General features: G+C 64.2%; 20 protein-coding genes. 3 read left to right on the top strand and 17 right to left on the bottom strand.

Annotated features, from left to right (window positions below; all coding sequences use genetic code 11):
• Nucleotides 1–4: 4 nt before the first annotated feature.
• The 8 genes from HYH07_RS19095 to glpD form a co-directional block, all read right to left on the bottom strand.
• The gene (locus HYH07_RS19095; RefSeq protein ID WP_220003935.1) at nucleotides 5–1,471 is read right to left on the bottom strand and encodes an FAD-binding oxidoreductase; all 1,467 of its coding nucleotides are present in this window, start codon (nucleotides 1,469–1,471) and stop codon (nucleotides 5–7) included.
• A gap of 373 nt (nucleotides 1,472–1,844) precedes the next feature.
• On the bottom strand, nucleotides 1,845–3,641 hold the full coding sequence (locus HYH07_RS19100; protein ID WP_220003936.1) for an ABC transporter substrate-binding protein: 1,797 nt from the start codon (nucleotides 3,639–3,641) through the stop codon (nucleotides 1,845–1,847).
• A 78-nt stretch (nucleotides 3,642–3,719) separates the two neighbouring features.
• On the bottom strand, nucleotides 3,720–4,049 hold the full coding sequence (locus HYH07_RS19105) for a DUF2160 domain-containing protein (RefSeq protein WP_220003937.1): 330 nt from the start codon (nucleotides 4,047–4,049) through the stop codon (nucleotides 3,720–3,722).
• Between the two features lie 11 nt (nucleotides 4,050–4,060).
• The gene (locus HYH07_RS19110; RefSeq protein WP_057757005.1) at nucleotides 4,061–4,867 is read right to left on the bottom strand and encodes a carbohydrate ABC transporter permease; all 807 of its coding nucleotides are present in this window, start codon (nucleotides 4,865–4,867) and stop codon (nucleotides 4,061–4,063) included.
• Nucleotides 4,867–5,841 carry a carbohydrate ABC transporter permease gene (locus HYH07_RS19115; RefSeq protein WP_220003938.1) on the bottom strand — a complete coding sequence of 325 codons (975 nt, stop codon included), beginning with the start codon at nucleotides 5,839–5,841 and terminating at the stop codon, nucleotides 4,867–4,869. Before HYH07_RS19115 ends, HYH07_RS19110 begins: the two co-directional genes overlap by 1 nt.
• Nucleotides 5,841–6,926 (bottom strand): ABC transporter ATP-binding protein, encoded by a 1,086-nt coding sequence (locus HYH07_RS19120; protein ID WP_220003939.1) that lies wholly within the window; start codon nucleotides 6,924–6,926, stop codon nucleotides 5,841–5,843. The genes HYH07_RS19115 and HYH07_RS19120 overlap by 1 nt, the downstream gene beginning before the upstream one ends.
• Before the next feature lie 14 nt (nucleotides 6,927–6,940).
• Nucleotides 6,941–8,017, bottom strand: coding sequence for an ABC transporter ATP-binding protein (locus tag HYH07_RS19125; protein ID WP_220003940.1), 1,077 nt, complete (start codon nucleotides 8,015–8,017; stop codon nucleotides 6,941–6,943).
• On the bottom strand, nucleotides 8,014–9,564 hold the full coding sequence (gene glpD / locus HYH07_RS19130) for a glycerol-3-phosphate dehydrogenase (RefSeq protein ID WP_220003941.1): 1,551 nt from the start codon (nucleotides 9,562–9,564) through the stop codon (nucleotides 8,014–8,016). Before glpD ends, HYH07_RS19125 begins: the two co-directional genes overlap by 4 nt.
• 224 nt (nucleotides 9,565–9,788) lie before the next feature.
• Here glpD and HYH07_RS19135 point away from each other — a divergent pair, with 224 nt between their 5' ends.
• Together HYH07_RS19135 and HYH07_RS19140 are read left to right on the top strand one after the other, a co-directional pair.
• Entirely contained in the window at nucleotides 9,789–10,070 is a 282-nt protein-coding gene (locus tag HYH07_RS19135; RefSeq protein WP_220003942.1) for a type II toxin-antitoxin system Phd/YefM family antitoxin, read from the top strand.
• Complete coding sequence (locus HYH07_RS19140) at nucleotides 10,067–10,492, top strand: type II toxin-antitoxin system VapC family toxin (protein WP_220003943.1); 426 nt, start codon at nucleotides 10,067–10,069, stop codon at nucleotides 10,490–10,492. Before HYH07_RS19135 ends, HYH07_RS19140 begins: the two co-directional genes overlap by 4 nt.
• A 6-nt stretch (nucleotides 10,493–10,498) precedes the next feature.
• On the opposite strand, the gene HYH07_RS19145 is transcribed toward HYH07_RS19140, so the two are convergent.
• Both HYH07_RS19145 and HYH07_RS19150 read right to left on the bottom strand, forming a co-directional pair.
• Nucleotides 10,499–11,344 carry a DeoR/GlpR family DNA-binding transcription regulator gene (locus HYH07_RS19145; RefSeq protein ID WP_220003944.1) on the bottom strand — a complete coding sequence of 282 codons (846 nt, stop codon included), beginning with the start codon at nucleotides 11,342–11,344 and terminating at the stop codon, nucleotides 10,499–10,501.
• Nucleotides 11,345–11,455: 111 nt separating this feature from the next.
• Complete coding sequence (locus tag HYH07_RS19150; RefSeq protein WP_220003945.1) at nucleotides 11,456–12,130, bottom strand: HAD family phosphatase; 675 nt, start codon at nucleotides 12,128–12,130, stop codon at nucleotides 11,456–11,458.
• 155 nt (nucleotides 12,131–12,285) lie between these two features.
• Here HYH07_RS19150 and HYH07_RS19155 point away from each other — a divergent pair, with 155 nt between their 5' ends.
• Entirely contained in the window at nucleotides 12,286–12,678 is a 393-nt protein-coding gene (locus tag HYH07_RS19155) for a nuclear transport factor 2 family protein (protein ID WP_220003946.1), read from the top strand.
• Between the two features lie 223 nt (nucleotides 12,679–12,901).
• Here the strand turns inward: HYH07_RS19155 and HYH07_RS19160 are convergent, their stop codons facing one another.
• The 7 genes from HYH07_RS19160 to HYH07_RS19190 form a co-directional block, all read right to left on the bottom strand.
• Entirely contained in the window at nucleotides 12,902–13,093 is a 192-nt protein-coding gene (locus HYH07_RS19160; RefSeq protein ID WP_057756983.1) for a hypothetical protein, read from the bottom strand.
• A 221-nt stretch (nucleotides 13,094–13,314) separates the two neighbouring features.
• Nucleotides 13,315–13,725 carry an acyl-CoA thioesterase gene (locus HYH07_RS19165; RefSeq protein WP_220003947.1) on the bottom strand — a complete coding sequence of 137 codons (411 nt, stop codon included), beginning with the start codon at nucleotides 13,723–13,725 and terminating at the stop codon, nucleotides 13,315–13,317.
• 7 nt (nucleotides 13,726–13,732) lie between these two features.
• Complete coding sequence (locus HYH07_RS19170) at nucleotides 13,733–15,829, bottom strand: 3-hydroxyacyl-CoA dehydrogenase NAD-binding domain-containing protein (RefSeq protein WP_220003948.1); 2,097 nt, start codon at nucleotides 15,827–15,829, stop codon at nucleotides 13,733–13,735.
• 2 nt (nucleotides 15,830–15,831) lie between these two features.
• Nucleotides 15,832–17,085, bottom strand: a complete 1,254-nt coding sequence (locus HYH07_RS19175; RefSeq protein ID WP_220003949.1) for an acetyl-CoA C-acetyltransferase — start codon at nucleotides 17,083–17,085, stop codon at nucleotides 15,832–15,834.
• A complete protein-coding gene (locus HYH07_RS19180) occupies nucleotides 17,085–19,352 on the bottom strand; it encodes an acyl-CoA dehydrogenase (RefSeq protein ID WP_220003950.1) in 2,268 nt (755 codons plus the stop codon). Before HYH07_RS19180 ends, HYH07_RS19175 begins: the two co-directional genes overlap by 1 nt.
• Nucleotides 19,353–19,667: 315 nt before the next feature.
• Nucleotides 19,668–20,291 (bottom strand): flavin reductase family protein, encoded by a 624-nt coding sequence (locus HYH07_RS19185; RefSeq protein WP_220003951.1) that lies wholly within the window; start codon nucleotides 20,289–20,291, stop codon nucleotides 19,668–19,670.
• 172 nt (nucleotides 20,292–20,463) lie between these two features.
• Complete coding sequence (locus tag HYH07_RS19190; RefSeq protein ID WP_220003952.1) at nucleotides 20,464–21,063, bottom strand: TetR/AcrR family transcriptional regulator; 600 nt, start codon at nucleotides 21,061–21,063, stop codon at nucleotides 20,464–20,466.
• Between the last annotated feature and the right edge of the window lie 10 nt (nucleotides 21,064–21,073).

Raw genomic sequence — 21,073 nt, forward strand, 5'->3', positions numbered from 1 at the left:
CTCTCTACGATGTTGCATTGGTCGGCGAAGTTGCGGCCACCTCGGTCGCCGATGACGGCGGCAGAACGCGGCCGGGATTGAACAGGCCCGACGGGTCGAACGCCTGTTTCACGGCGCGCATGAGAGCGAGCTCGACCGGCGGCTTGTAGCGGATCATCTCGCCGGTCAGCGTGCGCCCGACGCCGTGCTCGGCGCTGAAGGTGCCACGCAAGGAACTGGCGACATCGTTCATGGCGCGCCGGATCCGCTGCGCAGTCTCGTCGCGGTTCGGCAGCGCGTCCCATTCGGCGAAGCTGAAGAAGGGGATGAGATGGATGTTGCCGTCGCCCATATGGCCGACGATGATGAACGGCAGATCCGGCACGATCGCGCGCACGGCCGCCATGGCCTGGTCGATGAAATCGGGCACGGTCGAGACCGGCACCGCGGTATCCGAGGTCAGGCCGACGCCCGCTTTCTTGTTGGCTTCCGACACGCTGTGACGTACCAGCCACATCGCCTTGCGCTGGGCCTCGCTGGTGGCGACCACGCCGTCGCGGACAAGCCCGGCCTCGAGCGCCTGCTCGAGCACCGTCTGCATCGTCGCCGCGAGCGCGGCGGCCTCGCCGGTGTCGGAGAGTTCGACAAGGACGTGCCAGGCGTCGATCTCCGCGACCGGGCAGCGCCGGCCCGGCACCTGCTCGAGCACGAGTTCAATCTGCTTCGCATTCATCAGCTCGAAGGCGGAAAGCCGCGAGCTGCACGACGCCTGGAACAGGCCGAGCACCTTGAGCGCGGCCTGCGGACTGTCGACCGCGAGCCAGGCGACCGACTCCGCGGTTGGCAGCGGATGCAGCTTCAGCACTGCGCCGGTGATGATGCCGAGCGTGCCTTCCGAGCCGATAAAGAGATGCTTGAGGTCGTAGCCGGTGTTGTTCTTGCGCAGCGCGTAAAGGCCGTCCCAGACCGAGCCATCCGGCAGCACGACTTCCAGCCCGAGCACGTTGTCACGCGTGTTGCCGTAGCGGAGCACGCCGGTGCCGCCGGCGTTGGTGCCGATATTGCCGCCGATCTGGCAGGAGCCTTCGGCGCCGAGGCTGACCGGATAAAGCCGACCAGCGGACGCGGCGACCTCCTGAACGGTCGCCAGCACGCAGCCGGCGTCGACCACCATGGTGTTGTTGACGGGATCCAGCGAGCGGATCCGGCGCATGCGCGTCAGCGCGACGATGACCGGTGGCTTGCCCTGCTCTGACGGCGTCGCGCCTCCGCACAGGCTGGTGTTGCCGCCCTGCGGCAGCACCGGCGTATCATGGGCGACGCAGAGACGGACGATGGCGGCGACCTGTTCGGTGGTCGACGGCAGCACCGCGCAGAGCGCCGGCGCCTGAAACCGGCCGCGCCAATCCTCGGTGACAGCGGCGAGATCCTCCTCCCGCGTCAGCACGGCCGTGTCGCCCAGCAACTGCCTGAACGCCTCGATCAAGGGCATCTACCGACCTCCGGGACGGGCCGGTGCCGGCCCAAACCGTTTGCGCATGTAATCGCAGTACGATTACTTCAATCGCATTATGCTGATCATGAATTCGATGGGACGGGGAGTCAAGCGGGGGGTATCGCTTCGAAGCCCTGCATTGCGGGATGTGCCCAAACCTCCGCTGTCGTTCCCCGCGAAAGCGGGGAATCCAGTACGCCGCAGCCTCTCCGTATCCCACGCCTGCCTCTGGAATACTGGATCGCCCGACCAAGTCGGGCGATGACACCGAGATTGCGGAAAGCACCAACAACAAAGTGGAAGCAGCAGAGCACCAAAACAAAAAGGCCGGGATTGCTCCCGGCCTTTCGTCGTCGTTGTGAGACGTTGCTTACTGCAGCGAGGCGCGCTTGGGCGGGCTGGCCGGCCACGACTTGATCAGCGTGTCGTAGTCAACCGTCTCGCCCTTCGGCTTCTCGTTGGCGAGCTTGCGCTGCGGCGCGATGGTGCCGTCCTTCTCGGCCTTGGCGAACCAGTACTCGGCCGACTCCTTCTTGTTCAGCTTCGGACCGCATTTGCCCTGCACGCCGGACTTCTCCAGACGCTCCATCACGGAGTCCTGGGCAGCGGCCAGCGCATCCATCGCGGCTTGCGGCGTCTTCGAACCCGACGACGCATCGCCGATGTTCTGCCACCACAGCTGCGCGAGCTTCGGATAGTCAGGCACGTTGTTGCCGGTCGGGGTCCACTGCACGCGCGCGGGCGAGCGGTAGAACTCGATCAGGCCGCCGAGCTTCGGCGCACGCTCCGTGAACGACTTGTCCCAGATGTCGGATTCACGGATGAAGGTGAGACCGACATGGCTCTTCTTCAGCGACACCGTCTTGGAGATGATGAACTGGAGATAGAGCCAGGCTGCCTTGCGGCGATCCGCCGGGGTCGACTTCAACAGCGTCACGGAGCCGGCGTCCTGATAGCCGAGCTTCATGCCTTCCTTCCAGTAGGCGCCATGCGGCGACGGAGCCATACGCCACTTCGGCGTACCGTCCGCGTTCATCACGGCGATGCCCGGCTTCACCATGTCGGCGGTGAAGGCGGTGTACCAGAACATCTGCTGGGCGATGTTGCCCTGAGCCGGCACGGGGCCTGCTTCAGAGAAGGTCATGCCCTGCGCCTGCGGCGGCGCGTACTTCTTCAGCCACTCGAGGTACTTGGTGATCGAGTAGACTGCCGCAGGACCGTTGGTGTCGCCACCACGTTCGACTGAAGAGCCGACCGGGCGGCAGCCTTCCATGCGGATGCCCCACTCGTCGACCGGCAGGCCGTTCGGGATGCCCTTGTCACCGTTGCCGGCCATCGAGAGCCAGGCGTCGGTGAAACGCCACCCGAGCGACGGGTCCTTCTTGCCATAGTCCATATGGCCATAGACCTTGACGCCGTTGATCTCCTTGATGTCGTTGGTGAAGAACTCGGCGATGTCTTCATACGCCGACCAGTTCACGGGCACGCCGAGATCGTAGCCATACTTGGCCTTGAACTTGGCCTTGTAGTCCGGGTTGGTGAACCAGTCGTAGCGGAACCAGTAGAGGTTCGCGAACTGCTGGTCGGGAAGCTGATAGAGCTTGCCGTCCGGCGCGGTCGTGAACGACTTGCCGATGAAGTCGTTGACGTCGAGCATCGGATCCGTGACGTCCTTGCCCTCGCCGGTCATGTAGTCCGACAGAACGATGGTCTGGCCGTAGCGGAAATGCGTGCCGATCAGGTCCGAGTCGTTGATCCAGCCGTCGTACACGTTCTTGCCGGACTGCATCTGGGTCTGCAGTTTCTCGACGACGTCACCTTCCTGGATGATGTCGTGCTTGAGCTTGATGCCAGTGAGCTCGGTGAACGCCTTGGCCAGCGTCTGCGACTCATATTCGTGGGTCGTGATGGTTTCGGAGACGACGTTGATCTCCATGCCCTTGAAGGGCTCGGCCGCCTTGGCGAACCATTCCAGCTCCTTCTTCTGGTCGTCCTTCGACAGGGTCGAGGGCTGGAATTCCGCGATCCACTTCTGGATCGTGGCGTCGTCCGCGGCGCGGACCGGCGCCGAGGCAGCGAACGCGGTGGCGAGAATAGCCGCGGCGCTCGATACGGTTAGAAAGCTGATTTTGGTCAATGGACCTTTCCTTCTCCTAAACTGTCGCATGTTGTTCCTCCGTTGCAGCGACAAACTTTTATACAGGCCCGGGTTGCCTCCCGGATCTGGCCGTCCCTTTCGCGAGCTTCAGACCGTGCGAAAAATGAGCACGGCCGTGGCCAGCGAAATTCCACTTGCGAGCCACAGGCTCGAAATCTCGATGCTCTCTTCACCGATCGGCACCGAGGCGATCGGGTCGGTGCCGACGAGGCCGATCCACACCAGGTGAATGACGGCCGCGAGAATCAGCGAGATGAACAGGCGATCCCCGCGCGTGGTCGGGATGCTGAGCACGCCGACACGCTCGGCCTCGGGATAAGCAGCCGCGAGCCACGTCATCACCGCGAGCGTGCAAGCGAGCGCGACGAAGAAGATCGCCGTCGGCAGCGTCCAGGCCATCCATGCAATGGATTCCATGATTGCCTCCCTTAGACGCGACCGAGCGCAAAACCGCGCGCGATGTAGTTGCGGACAAACCAGATCACGAGCGCGCCCGGAATGATGGTGAGGACGCCGGCGGCAGCCAGCAGGCCCCAATCCATGCCGGCTGCCGACACCGTACGCGTCATGATCGCCGCGATCGGCTTGGCCTGCACCGAGGTCAGCGTCCGCGCCAGCAGCAGTTCGACCCAGGAGAACATGAAGCAGAAGAAGGCGGCGACACCGATGCCGCTCGCGATCAGCGGCACCAGGATGCGGACGAAGAAGCGCGGGAAGGAATAGCCGTCGAGGAAGGCCGTCTCGTCGATCTCGCGCGGCACGCCGGAGACGAAGCCCTCGAGGATCCACACCGCCAGCGGCACGTTGAAGATGCAGTGCGCGAGCGCAACCGCCCACGGCGTATCGAACAGGCCGATCGCCGAATAGAGGTTGAAGAACGGCAGCGCATAGACCGCCGCCGGCGCCATGCGGTTCGACAGCAGCCAGAAGAACAGGTGCTTGTCGCCGAGGAAGCGATAGCGCGAGAACGCATAGGCCGCAGGCAACGCCACCGAAATCGAGATGATGGTGTTGAGGACCACATATTCCAGCGAGTTGATGTAGCCGGAATACCAGCTCTCATCGGTGAAGATGCGCTTGTAGTGCTGCAGCGTCGGGGTATGCGGCCACAGCGTCATCGTCGAGACGATTTCGCCGTTGGTCTTGAAGCTCATGTTGACGAGCCAGTAGATCGGCAACATCAGGAAGATCAGGAACAGCCCCATGATGAGGCGGCGGCCGGGGATCGAATGCATCAGGCCACTCCTTCCTTCGGCTTGAGCGCGGGCGCGGGCTGGAGCGCGCCTGCGGGCTTGGGCTCCGCCGCCGGCTGCTTCGCCGTCTGTGCCTTACGCTCGACGCCTGCATTGGTCATCACGGTGTAGAAGATCCAGCAGACGATCAGGATGATCAGATTGTAGACCAGCGAGAGCGCGGCAGCCTTGCCGAGGTCGAACTGGCCGAGCGCGATCTTGACGAGCTCGATCGACACGAAAGTGGTCGAGTTGCCGGGGCCGCCGCCGGTGACGACGAACGGCTCGGTATAGATCATGAAACTGTCCATGAAGCGCAGCAGCACCGCGATCAAGAGCACGCGGTTCATCTTCGGCAGCTGGATCGCCTTGAACACGGCCCAGCGCGAGGCGCCGTCGATCTGGGCGGCCTGGTAATAGGCCTCGGGAATCGACTTCAGGCCGGCGTAGCAGAGCAGCGCGACGAGGCTGGTCCAATGCCAGACGTCCATCACAATGACGGTGACCCAGGCGTCGACTGCGTTGGCCACGTAGTTGTAGTCGATGCCCATCGCATTGAGCGTATAGCCGAGCAGGCCGATGTCGGGACGGCCGAAGATCTGCCAGATCGTGCCGACGACGTTCCACGGAATCAGCAGCGGCAGTGCGAGGGTGACGAGGCAGGCAGCCACCGTCCAGCCCTGCCGCGGCATCGACAGCGCGACGACGATGCCGAGCGGCACCTCGATCGCGAGGATCACCAGCGAGAAGAACAGATTGCGCCCGAGCGAGGCCAGGAAGCGGCCGCCGAGATCGGTCGAGGGATCGAGCAATTCCTTGAACCAGCCGACGCCGTTCCAGAAGAACTGGTTGTTGCCGAACGTGTCCTGCATCGAATAGTTCACCACCGTCATCAGCGGCAGCACCGCGGAGAAGGCGACGACCAGGAACACCGGCAGCACCAGGAACCAGGCTTTTTGGTTGATGGTCTTGTCCATCAGGCGGCTCCCTCAACCAGACGGCTGTCGGCATAGACGTGGACGTGCGCCGGATCGAATTTCAGCCCGGCCTTGCCGTCGGAGCCGGTGAAGCCGGCCGGCGCACGCGCCGCGATCCTGGCCTCGCCGAGGCGGACGCGCGCGAAACGGATGCGGCCGAGATCGTCGATGCGCTCGATCTTTGCGCTGAGCAGGCCGGACGCCGGCGCAACCGCGTCGACGAATTCCGGACGCACGCCGATCTCGATCTTGGCGCCTGCGGGCAGGTTGTCGTAGCTGCGGTTGAGCGCAATGACATGGCCGTCGACCCTGGCCTGGCGTCCCTTCACCTCGGCCGGCAGGATGTTCATGCCGGGCGAGCCGATGAAATAACCGACGAAGGTGTGGGCGGGCTTGTCGAACAGCTCGGCCGGCGTGCCGCTTTGCACCACGCGACCGTCATGCATGACGACGACGGTGTCGGCGAAGGTCAGCGCCTCGGTCTGATCGTGGGTGACATAGATCATCGTGAGATCGAGCTCGCGATGCAGCGCCTTCAGCTTGGAGCGGAGCTGCCATTTCAATTCAGGATCGATCACCGTCAGCGGCTCGTCGAACAGCACGGCGGCGACATCGGAGCGGACGAGGCCGCGGCCGAGCGAAATCTTCTGCTTGGCGTCCGCGGTGAGCCGCGTCGCCTTGCGGTTCAGGTAGGGCTCGAGATCGAGCAGACGGCCGATCTCGGCGACGCGCTTGTCGATTTCGGCCTTGGGCACGCCGCGATTCTTCAGCGGAAACGCCAGGTTCTCCCCCACCGTCATGGTGTCGTAGATCACCGGGAACTGGAACACCTGGGCGATGTTGCGCTTCTGGGTCGACAGCGGTGTGATGTCCTGGCCGTCGAACAGGATCTTCCCGCGCGAGGGCGTGATGATGCCGGAGATCACGTTGAGCAGCGTGGTCTTGCCGCAGCCGCTTGGTCCGAGCAGCGCATAGGCGCCGCCCTGCCGCCAGGTCATGGTCACCGGCTTCAGCGCAAAGGTTTCCTGCGGCGCGGCATTGCCACCGTAGGAATGGGCGAGATCGACGAGGTCAATGCGGGCCATCGCGCATCTCCCCCTTACGAGCTCGGAGCGGCGACCAAGCGGTCTGCCGCATCGAAGACGAAGATATCATTGGGATCGAGCACTGCATCGATGGTCTGACCCGGCTCGAACTCGTGCACGCCGTGCAGCACGGCAACCCAGTTCGATCCGTCGCGGGTCAAATGCACAAAACTCTCCGAACCGGTGATCTCGGTCACCGTGACAGTGGCATGGAAGGCGTGGCGATCAGTCTCGCCATTGGCGAGCGCAAGCTGGTGGGCGCGAAAACCGACGCGATAGGCGCCGTCGGCGAGCGAGGAATAGAGGCCGGACGCCGGCGCGGCGATGCCTCCCGCATATTGCACGGAGCCGTTCTTCTTCTCGATGCCGACGAGGTTGAGCGGTGGATCGGAAAACACCTGCGCGACGCGCAGCGTCTGGGGACGGCGGTAGACGCCGGGCGTCTCGCCGATCTGGAGCGCCTTGCCCTCCCACATGCACACCGTGTTGCCGCCGAGCAGCAGAGCCTCGGTCGGCTCTGTCGTGGCATAGACGAAGATCGCGCCTGAGGCCTCGAAGATGCGCGGCAGCTCGGCGCGCAGCTCTTCACGCAGCTTGTAGTCGAGATTGGCGAGCGGCTCGTCGAGCAGCACGAGGTCGGCGCCCTTCACCAGCGCGCGCGCCATCGCGGTGCGCTGCTGCTGGCCGCCGGAGAGCTGGAGCGGCGTACGCTTCAGGAACGGCTCGAGCCGCAACAGCCTGGCGGCCTCCGCCACGCGCGTCTCGATCTCCTCGCGCGGCTTGCCCTGCACGCGCAGCGGCGAGGCGATGTTCTCGTAGACCGTCAGCGAGGGGTAGTTGATGAACTGCTGATACACCATTGCGACCGAACGCTGGCGCACGTCGATACCCGTGACGTCCTTACCATTGACCAGCACCTTGCCCGTGGTCGGCTTGTCGAGGCCGGCGAGCAGCCGCATGATCGAGGTCTTGCCAGACAGTGTCGGCCCGAGCAGCACGTTGAGCGTGCCGCTCTCGAGCGTCAGCGAGACATCGCGGATATGCTCGACACCGTCGACGGTGTGGGTCACGTGCTCGAGTGTCACACTCATGAGCGTCCTCCTGCTTCCAGCAGAGGACTTTGCGATACAATTTGGGTCCTGATCCAGTCGTCCAGTGCGGCAATTTCGTCGGCGGATAGACGCAGGCCAAGCTTGGAGCGGCGCCAGACGATATCCTCGGCGGTCACCGCCCACTCGTTCGTCATCAGGTAGCGAACCTCACGTTCGGTCAGAGTTGCGCCAAAGGCCTGGCCGAGATCGGCCGCCGATTTGGCGTCGCCAAGCAGCTTGATGGCGCGGGTGCCATAAGCGCGTGCGAGACGTCGCGCATGCCCGTGGCTCAGGAAAGGGTAGCCGCGCTGGAGCTCGGCGATCAGACCATCGACGGCGGAAACGTCCATGTCACCGCCGGGCAGCGGCCATTTGCCGGTCCAGCCTTCGCGTGCTTTCGCACTGCGAAGATAGGGCGCGAGCCGCTCCAGTGCCTCTTCGGCAAGGCGGCGGTAGGTCGTGATCTTGCCGCCATAGATCGACAGCAGGGGGGAACCGCCGGGCGTGTCCAGCTCGAACACATAGTCGCGGGTCGCGGCCTTGGCTTCGCTGGCGCCATCGTCATAGAGCGGTCGCACACCGGAATAGGTCCAGACCACGTCCTCAGGAGTCACCGGCTTGGCGAGATACTCGCTCGCGGCAGCGCAGAGATACTGGATCTCTTCCGGCGTTGCCTTCACCTTGGAGGGATCGCCGTCATAGTCGCGGTCGGTGGTGCCGATCAGCGTGAAGTCGTCCTGATAGGGAATGACGAAGATGATGCGGCCGTCGGCGTTCTGGAACATGTAGGCGCGGTCGTGGTCGTAGAGCTTCTTGACCACGATGTGCGAGCCCTGCACCAGCCGCACCTTGGCTTTCGCGTTGACGCCGGCACCACGCCCGAGCACGTCCTCGACCCAGGGGCCACCGGCATTGACCAAGGCGCGGGCCTGGATCTGGGAACGCGCGCCGGTCAGCGTGTCGACCATGCTGACGGTCCAGACGCCGTCGGATTGCCTGATATCCGTCGCGCGGGTGCGGGTGCGGATCTCGGCGCCCTTGTCGGCTGCATCGCGCGCATTGAGCACGACCAGGCGGGCGTCATCGACGAAGCAGTCGGAATATTCGAATGCGCGGCTGTAGCGATTCGGGATCAGCGGCTTGCCGACCTCGTCGCGCCTGAGATCGAGCGAACGCGTCGCCGGCAGCAGATGGCGGCCGCCGATGTGATCATAGAGGAAGAGGCCGAGGCGCAGCAGCCAGGCCGGACGCAGTCCGGCGTGATGCGGCAAAACGAAACGCAGCGGGCGGATGATGTGGGGCGCGATGCCCCAGAGGATCTCGCGCTCGATCAGCGCTTCGCGGACCAGGCGGAACTCGTAATATTCGAGATAACGCAGGCCGCCATGCACCAGCTTGGTCGACCAGGACGACGTCCCGCTCGCCAGATCGTTCATTTCGCACAGGAAAACCGTGTTGCCGCGGCCCACGGCATCGCGCGCGATGCCGCAACCGTTAACACCGCCTCCAATGATGGCGAGATCGAAAATACGCTCCAACAGACGCATCCCCCGGAAACCGCTCGTTCAGTCGAGCGGCAGCTTTCGTTTTTGATTAGATCACACCCGAAAACGAAAGCAAGACGAAAGAGAGACGAAAGGAAGCGAAAATGGAACTTTCTGTTGGGCAATTCGCCCTCAAATTGAGCACCCAGAGTGGCATCCTGCGCGCAGCCCGCCCTTGAATAGTCAGCTCAGGACCATATAGTCATAATAGTCATATTGGTTCTGGCATGACGGATCACAGCACAGCTTCCAATTCACTCCAGACCGACACGTGGACCCTCGCCAACGCCAAGGCACGCCTGTCCGAGGTGATCGACCGCGCCCAAACCGGTCCGCAAATCATCACCCGTCATGGCAAGCCCAACGCCGTGGTCGTTTCGGCCGACGAATGGGCGCGAAAGACTACGCGCAAAGGCACGCTCGCGGAGTTTCTACTGGCCTCGCCGCTGCGCGGCGCTGAGCTCGAATTTGAACGCGTACAGGACGAACCACGCGACGAGACGCCGTGAATCTGCTCCTCGACACCAATGTACTCTCCGAGGTTCAGCGGCCATTGCCCTCACCAAAAGTGCTGGCATGGCTTGATACGATCGATGAGGATCGCGCGTTCATCAGCGTGGCCTCAATCGCCGAACTTCGCCGCGGCATCGCATTGCTGGAGGACGGCCGCCGGCGCACGGCGCTGGCCGCTTGGCTGGCCCACGATCTGCCCGAGCGTTTTGCCGGGCGCATTCTGCCGATCGGTCTGGCAATAGCCGAGCGCTGGGGCGACCTGATGGCTCAAAGCCGCAGAAGCGGCATTGCATTGTCGGTCATGGACGGATTCTTCGCCGCGACCGCACTTGCAAACGATCTCACGCTCGTCACGCGCAACGTGAAGGATTTCGCGGCCTTCGGCGTGTCGCTGCTCAACCCCTGGGACGGCGCGTAAAAACTCTTATCGTAGCCGCACCACCGGCGCAGCCTCAGGCGCCGCGTCTTGCGCATCAGCCTGGGTCTCGTCGATATCAGCGCCCTTCGGCATCGCTTCCACCACCTCGATGCCCTTGCTGTGGCAGATGGTGGCCAGGCGCTCGGGCAGCTCCTGGTCGGTCACGAAGGTCTGGATCTGGGTCATGTGCGCAATGCGGACCGGCGCGCTGCGGCGAAGCTTTGTGGAATCGGCGACCAGCATGACGCTGCGGGCATTGGCGATGATGGCCTGAGCCACCTGTACCTCGCGATAGTCGAAGTCGAGCAGCGCGCCCTCCTCGTCGATCGCGGAGGCGCCGATGATGGCGTAATCGACCTTGAACTGGCCGATCAGCTGCGTTGCGGTCGAGCCGACCACGGCGCCGTCCGCGCGGCGCACCGTACCGCCGGCGACCACCACCTCGATGCGGGGATGGCGGTAGAGCAGCATGGCGACATTGAGGTTGTTGGTGATGACCAGCAAATCCTCGTGCGAGGTCAGCGCGCTCGCCACCTCCTCCGTCGTGGTGCCGATGTTGATGAACAGCGAGCAGCCGTTCGGGATCAGCGATGCGGCGGCGGCGCCGATCGCCTTCTTCTCATCGGCGGCCACGAAGCGCCGCGCCTCATAGGCGAGGTTTTCGACGCCTGAGGCGATGATGGCGCCGCCGTGGATACGGGTGAGCGATCGGCGCTCGCAGAGATCGTTGAGATCCTTGCGGATGGTCTGCGCCGAGACTTCGAACCGGCGCGCCAGCTCCTCGACCATGACGCGGCCGGAGGCGCGGGCGATGTTGAGAATCTCGGCTTGGCGATGGGTTAATCCGGTCACGGCAATGGCCTCAAATCAGAATGGTGCATGGTGCGGCTTCCCGCGCGCGCGGTCAATGCGCATGCCGATCACGGTTCACGGATGAAGCCCTTTTTCTGACCAAGCCAAGCCTTACCACGCCATGGCGCGGGCGAGCCGCGCGAGCAGCTCGGGATCGTCGAAGGCGCTGGCGGAGGCGACCGCGCCGGACCCGACAAGGTCAGCATCGCCAAGGCTGGTCCGGATGCCGATGGTCGGGATACCGGCGGCGGTGGCCGACTGCACGCCGGAGCGGGAATCCTCAAAGGCGATCGAGGCTGCCGCGCTGGCACCGACGAAGCGCAGCCCCTCCTGATAGGGCAGCGGATGCGGCTTGCCATATGGCAGCTCGTCGCCGATCACGAGTGCCTTGAAGCGCTGCGTGATGCCGAGGCCGGTGAGCAACAGCTCGGCATTGAGACGCGGCGCGTTGGTGACGGCGACCATCGGAATGCCGGCAGCATCGGCGCGGTCGAGCAGCGCCATCAGGCCCGGCAACGGTTCGATCTGCCCCGCGACCAGGTCGCGGAACACTGCCTCCTTCTCGCCGAGAATCTCGGCGCGGCGCTCCAATGTCTCGTCAGGCAAAAAGCGTTCACCGATCGAGACGTTGGCGAAACCTTGCAGCTCCCTGGAGAAGCGCGCGTGGTCGAAGACATGGCCGTGCGGGCCCAGCACCTGATTGAACGCCCTCAAGTGCAGCGGGTCGGTGTTGGCGAGCGTGCCGTCGATGTCGAACAGCAGTGCCCTGCCCAGTCCCTGGATCATATCGTGTTCCTCTCGCGCACGGCGCAACGATGCGCGAGACGTATCAATTTGCCCCTGATGACGCAATGCAGCCCGTTGCGGCGATGGCGACGTGACACTCGACAAAATCGAATGCGGCTGCAACATTGGCCGCAACATCAAGAATGGAGGATACGATGACACTCGATCGCGATCACGCCGCCAGGACCGACCTTGATGCGGTGGCACAAAAAGTCGAGGCTTTTCGCCTCGCCCAGATCGCGGCCGATCCAAAGGCGCTCAGTGCGCTATGCGCGGACGATCTGAGCTACAGCCATTCCAACGGCTTCCTCGAGGACAAGGCAGCCTTCGTCGCCAATGCCACAGACGGCAAGACGAAATTCCTGTCGATTGCGTACAAGGATCCGACCATCAAGATCGTCGGCCCTGCCGCGATCGTCCGCTTCCACTGGATGGCCGAGATGATGACCGACGGAAAGAAAGTGGCAAACAGCCTTCACATCCTGATGAACTGGCAGAAACAGGGCGACGAGTGGAAGCTGTTGTCGCGCTCGGCGACGAAATTGTGATCATGCTCTTTCCCTCTCCCCTTGTGGGAGAGGGTGGCTCGCCGTGTTAGCGGCGAGACGGGTGAGGGCTATCTATCCTCACGAACGATCTTGCGAGTTGGAGAGATACCCCTCATCCGGCGCTTCGCGCCACCTTCTCCCACAAGGGGAGAAGGAAAAGGCAGCGGCATCAAGGGCTGCAAAAATTTCCGACCACGCTCCGCGCGCTCCGGAATGACGGCTCCTACGCCGCCTCCTTCACATCGCCGTTCACCAGCTTGCGCGCAGCACGTTCGGCTTCGCGGGCGTTGCGGAAGAGCTGGCCTTCGAGGCGATTGAATTGATGGGACGAGGCGAAGAAGCGGTAGCCGCCCTGACCGCGCACGACGATGCCCGCGGTCTCCGAGTTAACTTCGATAATGTAGCTGTCTGGCATGGCCCGTGGATTCCTCAGTGCGGGCAAATAACGGCAATTTTGCCCAAAGGTTCCTGAGAGCAAATCGGCCGTTCCACCCCGAATCGACGGGCTATTGAGTACGCCGGGACCTCATCCGTTTTGTGACCCGTTCTTGGCAAAGAAGCGACGGGTTGACTCATCAGTGCCGCGTTTCGCGATGCCGCAAGTTTTCGCGAGACGGGACGAAGCGCGGCGCGCGATTACGTCGCGATTGGCGGATCGTTTCGCTGAATCACTTGTGGGTGGCCGTGATCGTCGATCGAGACATAGGTGAAATTGCCGTCGGTCACGAGCATCGGTTGCAGCTCGCGCCGCCGCAGCGCCCAGGCTTCGAGATGAACGGTCATCGAGGTGCGGCCGACGCGCACAAGGGTGGCGTAGACGGAGACGAGATCGCCGACATAAACCGCTTTGCGAAAATTCATCGCCTCGATCGCGACCGTAACGGTGCGCGACTTCGCGACTTTCGAGGCGAACACGCCGCCGCCGACGTCCATCTGGCTGAGCAGCCAGCCGCCAAAGATGTCGCCATTGGCGTTGGTGTCGGCGGGCATCGCCAGCGTGCGGATGCAGAGATCGCCGCTCGGCTCGGTAGTCCCCTGGTCGCTCATGCGTCTCTCACTTGAAATTGTCCCAGCCCGGATCGGGCGCGAAGCGTTCGCCGAATCGCTCGGCCAACGCGCGCAAGGTGGATACAATATTTTCCACGCCGCGCGTGCGCGCATAGTTCAGGGGACCGCCGCGGAACGGCGCATAACCCGTGCCGAAGATCATGGCGCCGTCGACCGCATCGCCATCGTCGACGATGCCTTCGCGCAGGGCTGCGACACAGACATTGGACATCGGCAGCACCAGGCGGTCGATCATCTGATCAGTGACGCGCGGACCGGTCTCGGGTAATGGCGCCTTCTCGGCCTTGCCGTCCTTCCAGGTGTAAAAGCCCTTGCCGGACTTGCGGCCGAGCTCGCCCCTGGTAACCTTCTCGCGCAGCCAGGCCGGCGTCGGCGGCAGCATGTCGCCGAACTTGGCGCGGAGCATGTCGCCGACATCGAGGCAGATATCGAGACCGACCTGGTCGGCGAGCTCGATCGGTCCCATCGGCATGCCAAACTGTTCCGCGGCCGCATCAATCAGGCGCTGGTCGGTCTTCTCGTCCAGCATCACCATGGCTTCGAGCATATAGGGCGTCAGCGCGCGGTTGACGAGGAAGCCGGGCGAGCTCTTGACCGCGAGCGGCAGGCGATCGATCGCGCCGACAAACGCGAGCGCTTCCCTCAGCACCTGCGCGTCGTTGCCGTCATGGCTGACGACCTCGACCAGTTGCAGGCGCGATACCGGATTGAAGAAATGCAGGCCGACCAGCCGCTCCGGCCGCGCCAGCGTGGTGCGCAAATCCTGAAGCGGAATGCTCGACGTGTTGGTTGCAAGGATCGCGCCCGGCTTCATCCTGGGCTCGAGGCCGGCATAGACCTTCTGCTTCAGCTCGAGCTTTTCCGGCACCGCCTCGATGATGAGATCGGCATTGCGGATGCCCTCGCCGTCCATGTCCGGGATCAGCCGATCGAGCGCGTCGCGCACCTCGATCGGCTTGCGGATGATCTTGCCGTAGAGCTCGGCGGCGCGCTTCACCGCCCCCGCGATCGGCTCGGCCTTCATATCTGCCAGGGAGACGCGCAGCCCCTGCCCGGCGACCCAAGCCGCGATGTCGCCACCCATGGCGCCGGCGCCGATGACATGGACGTGCTTGATCGTGTTGCCGGAGCCTGCGGCTTTCTTCATCTGCTCGCGCAGGAAGAAGACGCGAATCAAATTCTGCGCGGTTGGCGTCACCATCAGCCTGGCGAAGGAGGCCTGCTCCGCCTGCAGCATCGCGGCCTTGCTGCCGCCATGCGTCTCCCAGAGATCAATCAGCGCGTAAGGCGCAGGATAATGCTCGCGCGGCGCGGCCTTCGCCGCCTCGGTGCGCATGCGCTTGGCAAGCAGCCCGCGCACGGGGCCGAGATTGGCCGCGCGGGTGAGCAGGCCGGGCTTGACCCGCTTCAGGCGGCCGAACAGCACGTCCTTCACGGCGCCCCTGACGTGACGCTCCTGCGTCACGCTGTCGACGAGGCCAAGCGCTTTGGCGCGGCGTGCATCGATGGTGCGGCCGGTCAGCATCAGCGCCATGGACTGAGTCGGATTGACCAGCGTCGTGAAACGCGCGGTGCCGCCGAGGCCGGGATGCAGGCCCAGCATCACCTCCGGGAAGCCAAAGCGCGCGCCGTCGATGGCGATGCGCGACTGGCAAGCGAGCGCGACCTCGAGCCCGCCGCCGAGGCAGAAACCGTGGATGACCGCGACCGTCGGCAGCTTGAGAGCTTCCAGATGATCGACCACCGCATGCGCGGCACGGATCCGCGTTTCCACCACCTTGGGATCGGACGCACCGCGGAATTCGTTGACGTCCGCGCCGGCGATGAAGCCGGACGGTTTCGCCGAACGGATCACGAGGCCAGCGGGGCGCTCGGTCTCGATCGCCGCGAGGGCGGCGTCGAACTCCTCCATCACATCGGAGGACAGCGTGTTGGCACTGGAATCCGCACGATCGAACAACAGCCAGGCGATGCCATCGGCGTCACGCGTCAGCTTGAAGTGCTTGTAGGGACCATCTGCTGCCGGCGGGGGCCCGAGCGAGAGCACGCGATCGCCGAGCGCGGTCATGATTCTTGAATCCATGATCACACCGCCTCGATCAGCATGGCGCCGCCGAGCCCGCCACCGATGCATTCGGTGGCAATCCCGCGCCGCGTGCCGAGCCGCTTCATCGCATTGACGAGATGCAGCACGATGCGGTTGCCTGACGTGCCGACGGGATGGCCGAGCGAAATGGCGCCGCCATCGACGTTGAGTTTTTCGCGGTCAATCTCGCGGCAGAACTTGTCGTCGTTCCAGGCGGCGAGGCAGCCGAGCACTTGCGTGGCAAAGGCCTCGTTCAGCTCCCAGGTCTCGACGTCCTGGAGGGTGAGGTTGTTGCGGGTCAGCAGCGGCGTCGCCGACATCACGGGGCCGAGCCCCATGACGCTGGGATCGAGCGCGGCCCAGTTGCTGTCGACGATCGCGGCTTTCGGCGTCAGCTTGTGTTTTGCCACAGCCGCGTCGGAGGCGAGGATCACCCACGATGCGCCGTCGGTGATCTGGGAGGAATTGCCGGCGGTGACCTGGCCCCAGGGACGCTCGAACACCGGCCGGAGTTTTGCCAGCGTCTCGGCCGTGGAGTCCGGCCGCACGCCGTCGTCATGGTCGAAGAATTTGCCGTCTCGCGAGAACGCAGTTTCGACCTCGCCTTTCAGGAAGCCTTCGGCTTGCGCATGGGCGAGCCGGCGATGGCTTTCGGCGGCATAGGCATCGGCCTGCGCGCGGGTGATGCCGAAGAGATGACCGACGACTTCGGCGGTCTGGCCCATGTTCAGTTCGGTGATGGGGTCGGTGAGCCCGCGCTCGAGGCCGATGATCGGCTTGAGATAGCGCGGCCGCAGCCTGAACGCTGCGGCGAGCTTCGCGGCTAGGCCTTTGGCCGTGGCGAGGCCAGCGAACCAGCGCACGCCGGAATTCGGCCAGACCAGCGGCGCGTGGCTCAGCGCCTCGGTGCCACCAGCCAAAATCATGTCGGCATGGCCCTCGCGGATATAGCGATAGGCGGTGTCGATCGACTGCATCCCGGAGCCGCAATTGATCTGCACGGTGAAGGCAACCATGTCTTCGCCCATGCCGAGCCGGAGTGCGGCAACGCGGGCCGGGTTCATCTCGTCGGCGATAACGTTGACGCAGCCGAGGATGACCTGGTCAAAATCCGTTGGCACAAACGGCTGGCGCGCCAACAGCGGCCGTCCGCATTGCACGGCGAGATCGACAGGCGTGAACGGCCCGGGCCCGGATCTCGCCTTCAGAAACGGCGTCCGGCTGCCGTCGACGATGAAAACCGGTCGTGCCATCAGCTCGCCGCCCTCTGTTCACCGAGTTCCTGGAAGAACTGATGCACGTCGCCGGTTTTCTTGTAAATCGGCGACAGCGCCTCCGGCGCAAAATCGTCGACCTCGATGACGCTTGTGACCGCTGCATGAGCGGAAGCGAGCTGCTCGCCTTCGGCCTGCGTGATCACGCCCTTGGTCACCGCGTCCTTCCAGTCCCGGACATGCGCGGCGCGCATGCGCTTGGCAATGGCGTCGGTCGCCGCGACCAGCTTGAAGGCGCGCTCCAGCCGGGCGAAGCCACTGTCGTCATCGACGTGGGCGAGATCCGGCGTGAGGCGCTCACGTGCGGCCGAGGGCTCGAGCACGAGGCTGGCGCATTGATGCACGACGCGATCGGAGGGACCGAGTACGCGGGCACCGAAGGGCTGGACCACGAGCTTGAGGATGACGGCGACGAAGCGGTTCGGCAAATTGGCGAGGATTTCGGCAAACCTCGCTTCGATGGTCTTGAAGCCCGTCGCCATGCACCATTCCAACGCGGCAAAATCCTCCTTCTGCCGGCCCTCGTCCTGCCAGCGTTTCAGCGCGGCCGAGAGCAGGTACAGCTCGGAGAGGATGTCGCCGAAACGCGCCGACAACATCTCCTTGCGCTTGAGCGCGCCGCCAAGCGTCAGCAGCGCCATATCGGCGCAAAGCGCGAACGCCGCGGAGTAGCGCGAGAGCTGGCGATAGAACGGTGTTGCATCGCCGGCATCCGGCGCCAGCGCAAAAGCGCCAAAAGTCCAGCTTCGTCCGAAGGCACGGAACAGCGTCTGGAAGCTGTGACCGACATGTTTCCAGAACGCCTTGTCGAATGCGGTAAGCCCGCGCTCGCGATCGGTGTCCGCAAGCGCGTTCATCTCGTCGAGCAGATAGGGATGGGCGCGGATTGCGCCCTGCCCGAATATGATGAGGTTGCGCGTCAGGATGTTGGCGCCCTCCACGGTGATGCCGACAGGCACGGCGCGGTGCAGATTGCCGATATAGTTTTGCGGGCCGTCGATCACGGCCTTGCCGCCGTGGATGTCCATGGCATCGTCGATCGCGATGCGCATGCGTTCGGTCGCATGCAGCTTCATGATGCCTGATATCACGGCGGGGTGGACGCCGGCATTCAGCGCCGCGCAAGTGAGCCGCCGCGCGGCGTCGAGCTGGTAAGCGGTGGCGACGATGCGCGCGAGCGGCTCTTCGACGCCCTCGAACCTGGAAATGGAGATGCCGAACTGCTCGCGGATGCGGGCATAGGCTCCGGTCGTCCGTGCCGCATAGGCGGCACCGGCTGCGGAGAGCGACGGCAGCGAGATGCCGCGACCGGCGGCAAGCGCGGTCATCAGCATCTTCCAGCCCTGGCCCAGCCGTTCCTGGCCGCCGATGACATAGTCGAGCGGAATGAAGACATCGCGGCCCCAGTTCGGGCCGTTCTGGAATACCTGCATCGACGGCAGATGACGGTGGCCGATCTCGACGCCGGGCAGATGGGTCGGGATCAGCGCGACGGTGATGCCGAGCTCTTCCTGATCGCCGACGAGATGATCGGGATCATAGGCTTTGAAGGCGAGGCCGAGCAGCGTCGCGACGGGACCGAGCGTAATGTAGCGCTTGTGCCAGTTCAGCCGGAGACCTGTGACCTCGCGGCCCTCGAACACACCCTTGCAGATGATGCCGCTGTCGACCATCGAGGCGGCGTCGGAGCCCGCCTCCGGGCTGGTGAGGCCGAAGCAGGGAATGTCGCGGCCGTCGGCAAGCCGCGGCAGCCAGCGCTCCTGCTGCTCTTTCGTGCCGAAGCGCATCAGGAGCTCACCGGGGCCGAGCGAGTTCGGCACCATCACCGTGACGGCGGCGGCGATCGAGCGGGTCGAGATTTTCCGCACCACTTCCGAATGGGCATAGGGTGAGAAGCCGAGGCCGCCAAATTCCTTCGGGATGATCATGCCGAAGAACTTCTCGCGCTTGATGAAGGTCCAGGCGTCCTGCGGCAGGTCGCGCCACTCCCAGAAGATCTTCCACTCGTCGAGCATGGCGCAGAGCTCATCGACGGGGCCGTTGAGGAAGGCGCGCTCCTCGGCGGTCAATGTCGCCTGCGGGGTCTTCAGCAGCTTCGACCAGTCGGGGTTGCCGGTGAAGAGGTCAGCGTCCCACCAGACGTCGCCCGCCTCCAGCGCCTCGCGCTCGGTGTCGGACATCGCCGGCAGCACGCCGCGGGCCCAGGAAAAGATCGGTTTTGTCAGTCTGTCGCGGCGGAAGCTCATGGCGGACCTCATGGATCGGCGCGGTGACAGGGCATTTTAGCGGAAAGTGGCCGGAGTGAGTGAGCACTTCGCGGGCAAAATGACGCGATTGAACGCGGCCGGGCGGCCGTCCGAACCATAACGGTTGGGGCGTGCAGGCAGTTCCGGGTGGGTTCGGGGACAGCATCTCCGCCGCCGTTCCGGGGCGCGCCGTCAGGCGCGAGCTATGGTGCGCAATTGCGCACCTGAGAATCCATCGTGCGGCAGCGTTGGTCGGTGGATTCCGGGTTCGACGCTACGCGTCGCCCCGGAATGACGTGTGGAGCGAGACGCGACCTAATCCGGCCGGACCATCTCGAACATGTTTTCCGGCTTGATCTCGAAATAGTCGCCGCGGCGCCCGGCGCGCACGATCGGGCGGGCCGCGGCGGTCTGGTAGACGCCGTCCTTGATCATGGCCTTGTCAATGTGGACGGCGACGACCTCGCCGAGCGTCAGCCAGGCATTCGCCTCCTTGCCGTCAGCACCCTTGAGACGGACGATATCGGACACCTTGCACTCAAAGGCGACCGGGCTCTCGCCGACGCGCGGCACGTTGACGAGCTTGCCCGGGACTGCCGTCAGCCCTGCGAGCTTGAACTCATCGACTTCGGGCGCGACATGCGCGGCGGTCGCATTCATCTGCCTGGCCAGATCCATGGTGGCGAGATTCCAGACGAACTCCCCGGTCTGCTGGATGTTCTCGACCGAGTCCTTCCAGTGGGTGGAGGAGAAGCCGATGATCGGCGGCACGTAAGCGAAGGCGTTGAAGAAGCTATAGGGGGCGAGATTGACGTGGCCCTTGGCATCGCGGGACGAGATCCAGCCGATCGGCCGCGGCGCAATAATGGCGTTGAAAGGGTCGTGCCTGAGGCCGTGGCCCTTGGAGGGTTCGTAGAAATGCAGGTCTTTCTCGGTCACGCCGCTGTTTCCTTTTCGTCATTGCGAGCGTAGCGAAGCAATCCAGAATCCCCCCGAGGAGACAGTCTGGATTGCTTCGCTGCGCTCGCAATGACGGAGTTTGTTGATCCGTCCTTGCCCCTCACCCTCTGGCGGGCGGCACATCAACTTATAGGGGAAAATGCCCGCCCCGTCAGTGACGCGGCGACAGACCGGCGATGACGAAATCGATCATCTGGTCGATGGTCGGGCCCGGCTTGGTGGCGCACTGGGCGATCATCTGGGGGTGGAAGAAGCGGATCATCGCGGAGCAGGAGCAGAGCGCGGCCAGTTGCAGGTCCGGCGCCTCGAACTCGCCGGAGGCGACGCCCTGCGCGATCATCTGGCCGATCATTCCGGCGATGCACTCCATATGGGTGACGCAGACGTCCCAATCCTCCTCCATCGCGATCGCGACCATCTCATGCAGCTTGTTATCGCCGACATAGCGCTCGGTGTTCATGCGGTGGATGGTGGTGAGCAGCTCGCGGAAACGCGGCAGCACCGGACCAGGCCGCGCCACGATCCGCTGCGCCTCCAGCTCGACCCCGCCCATCAAAGAGCGCGCCACCGCCTGATGGATCGCCTTCTTCGATTCGAAGAAGCGATAGACGTTGGCGGGGCTCATCCTGAGCTCCTTGGCGATGTCGCCGACCGTGGTCTTTTGGTAGCCGATCTGGCGGAACAGCCGCTCGGCCACCTCGAGGATGCGATCCCGGGTGTCGACTTCGATATGTTCCGAAACAAGGGCCATCAGTCAGGAC

Source organism: Bradyrhizobium sp. BR 10261 (assembly GCF_019455395.1).
Classification (GTDB): domain Bacteria; phylum Pseudomonadota; class Alphaproteobacteria; order Rhizobiales; family Xanthobacteraceae; genus Bradyrhizobium; species Bradyrhizobium manausense.

Coding starts and splice junctions, on each gene's coding strand:
- HYH07_RS19165 (WP_220003947.1), bottom strand. CDS start 13,725: ATGAGCGACCAGGGGACTACCGAGCCGAGCGGCGATCTCTGCATCCGC.
- HYH07_RS19110 (WP_057757005.1), bottom strand. CDS start 4,867: ATGCATTCGATCCCCGGCCGCCGCCTCATCATGGGGCTGTTCCTGATC.
- HYH07_RS19135 (WP_220003942.1), top strand. CDS start 9,789: ATGACGGATCACAGCACAGCTTCCAATTCACTCCAGACCGACACGTGG.
- HYH07_RS19100 (WP_220003936.1), bottom strand. CDS start 3,641: ATGCGACAGTTTAGGAGAAGGAAAGGTCCATTGACCAAAATCAGCTTT.
- HYH07_RS19160 (WP_057756983.1), bottom strand. CDS start 13,093: ATGCCAGACAGCTACATTATCGAAGTTAACTCGGAGACCGCGGGCATC.
- HYH07_RS19150 (WP_220003945.1), bottom strand. CDS start 12,130: ATGATCCAGGGACTGGGCAGGGCACTGCTGTTCGACATCGACGGCACG.
- HYH07_RS19105 (WP_220003937.1), bottom strand. CDS start 4,049: ATGGAATCCATTGCATGGATGGCCTGGACGCTGCCGACGGCGATCTTC.
- HYH07_RS19175 (WP_220003949.1), bottom strand. CDS start 17,085: ATGGCACGACCGGTTTTCATCGTCGACGGCAGCCGGACGCCGTTTCTG.
- HYH07_RS19190 (WP_220003952.1), bottom strand. CDS start 21,063: ATGGCCCTTGTTTCGGAACATATCGAAGTCGACACCCGGGATCGCATC.
- HYH07_RS19115 (WP_220003938.1), bottom strand. CDS start 5,841: ATGGACAAGACCATCAACCAAAAAGCCTGGTTCCTGGTGCTGCCGGTG.
- HYH07_RS19095 (WP_220003935.1), bottom strand. CDS start 1,471: ATGCCCTTGATCGAGGCGTTCAGGCAGTTGCTGGGCGACACGGCCGTG.
- HYH07_RS19180 (WP_220003950.1), bottom strand. CDS start 19,352: ATGAGCTTCCGCCGCGACAGACTGACAAAACCGATCTTTTCCTGGGCC.
- glpD (WP_220003941.1), bottom strand. CDS start 9,564: ATGCGTCTGTTGGAGCGTATTTTCGATCTCGCCATCATTGGAGGCGGT.
- HYH07_RS19155 (WP_220003946.1), top strand. CDS start 12,286: ATGACACTCGATCGCGATCACGCCGCCAGGACCGACCTTGATGCGGTG.
- HYH07_RS19170 (WP_220003948.1), bottom strand. CDS start 15,829: ATGGATTCAAGAATCATGACCGCGCTCGGCGATCGCGTGCTCTCGCTC.
- HYH07_RS19125 (WP_220003940.1), bottom strand. CDS start 8,017: ATGAGTGTGACACTCGAGCACGTGACCCACACCGTCGACGGTGTCGAG.
- HYH07_RS19120 (WP_220003939.1), bottom strand. CDS start 6,926: ATGGCCCGCATTGACCTCGTCGATCTCGCCCATTCCTACGGTGGCAAT.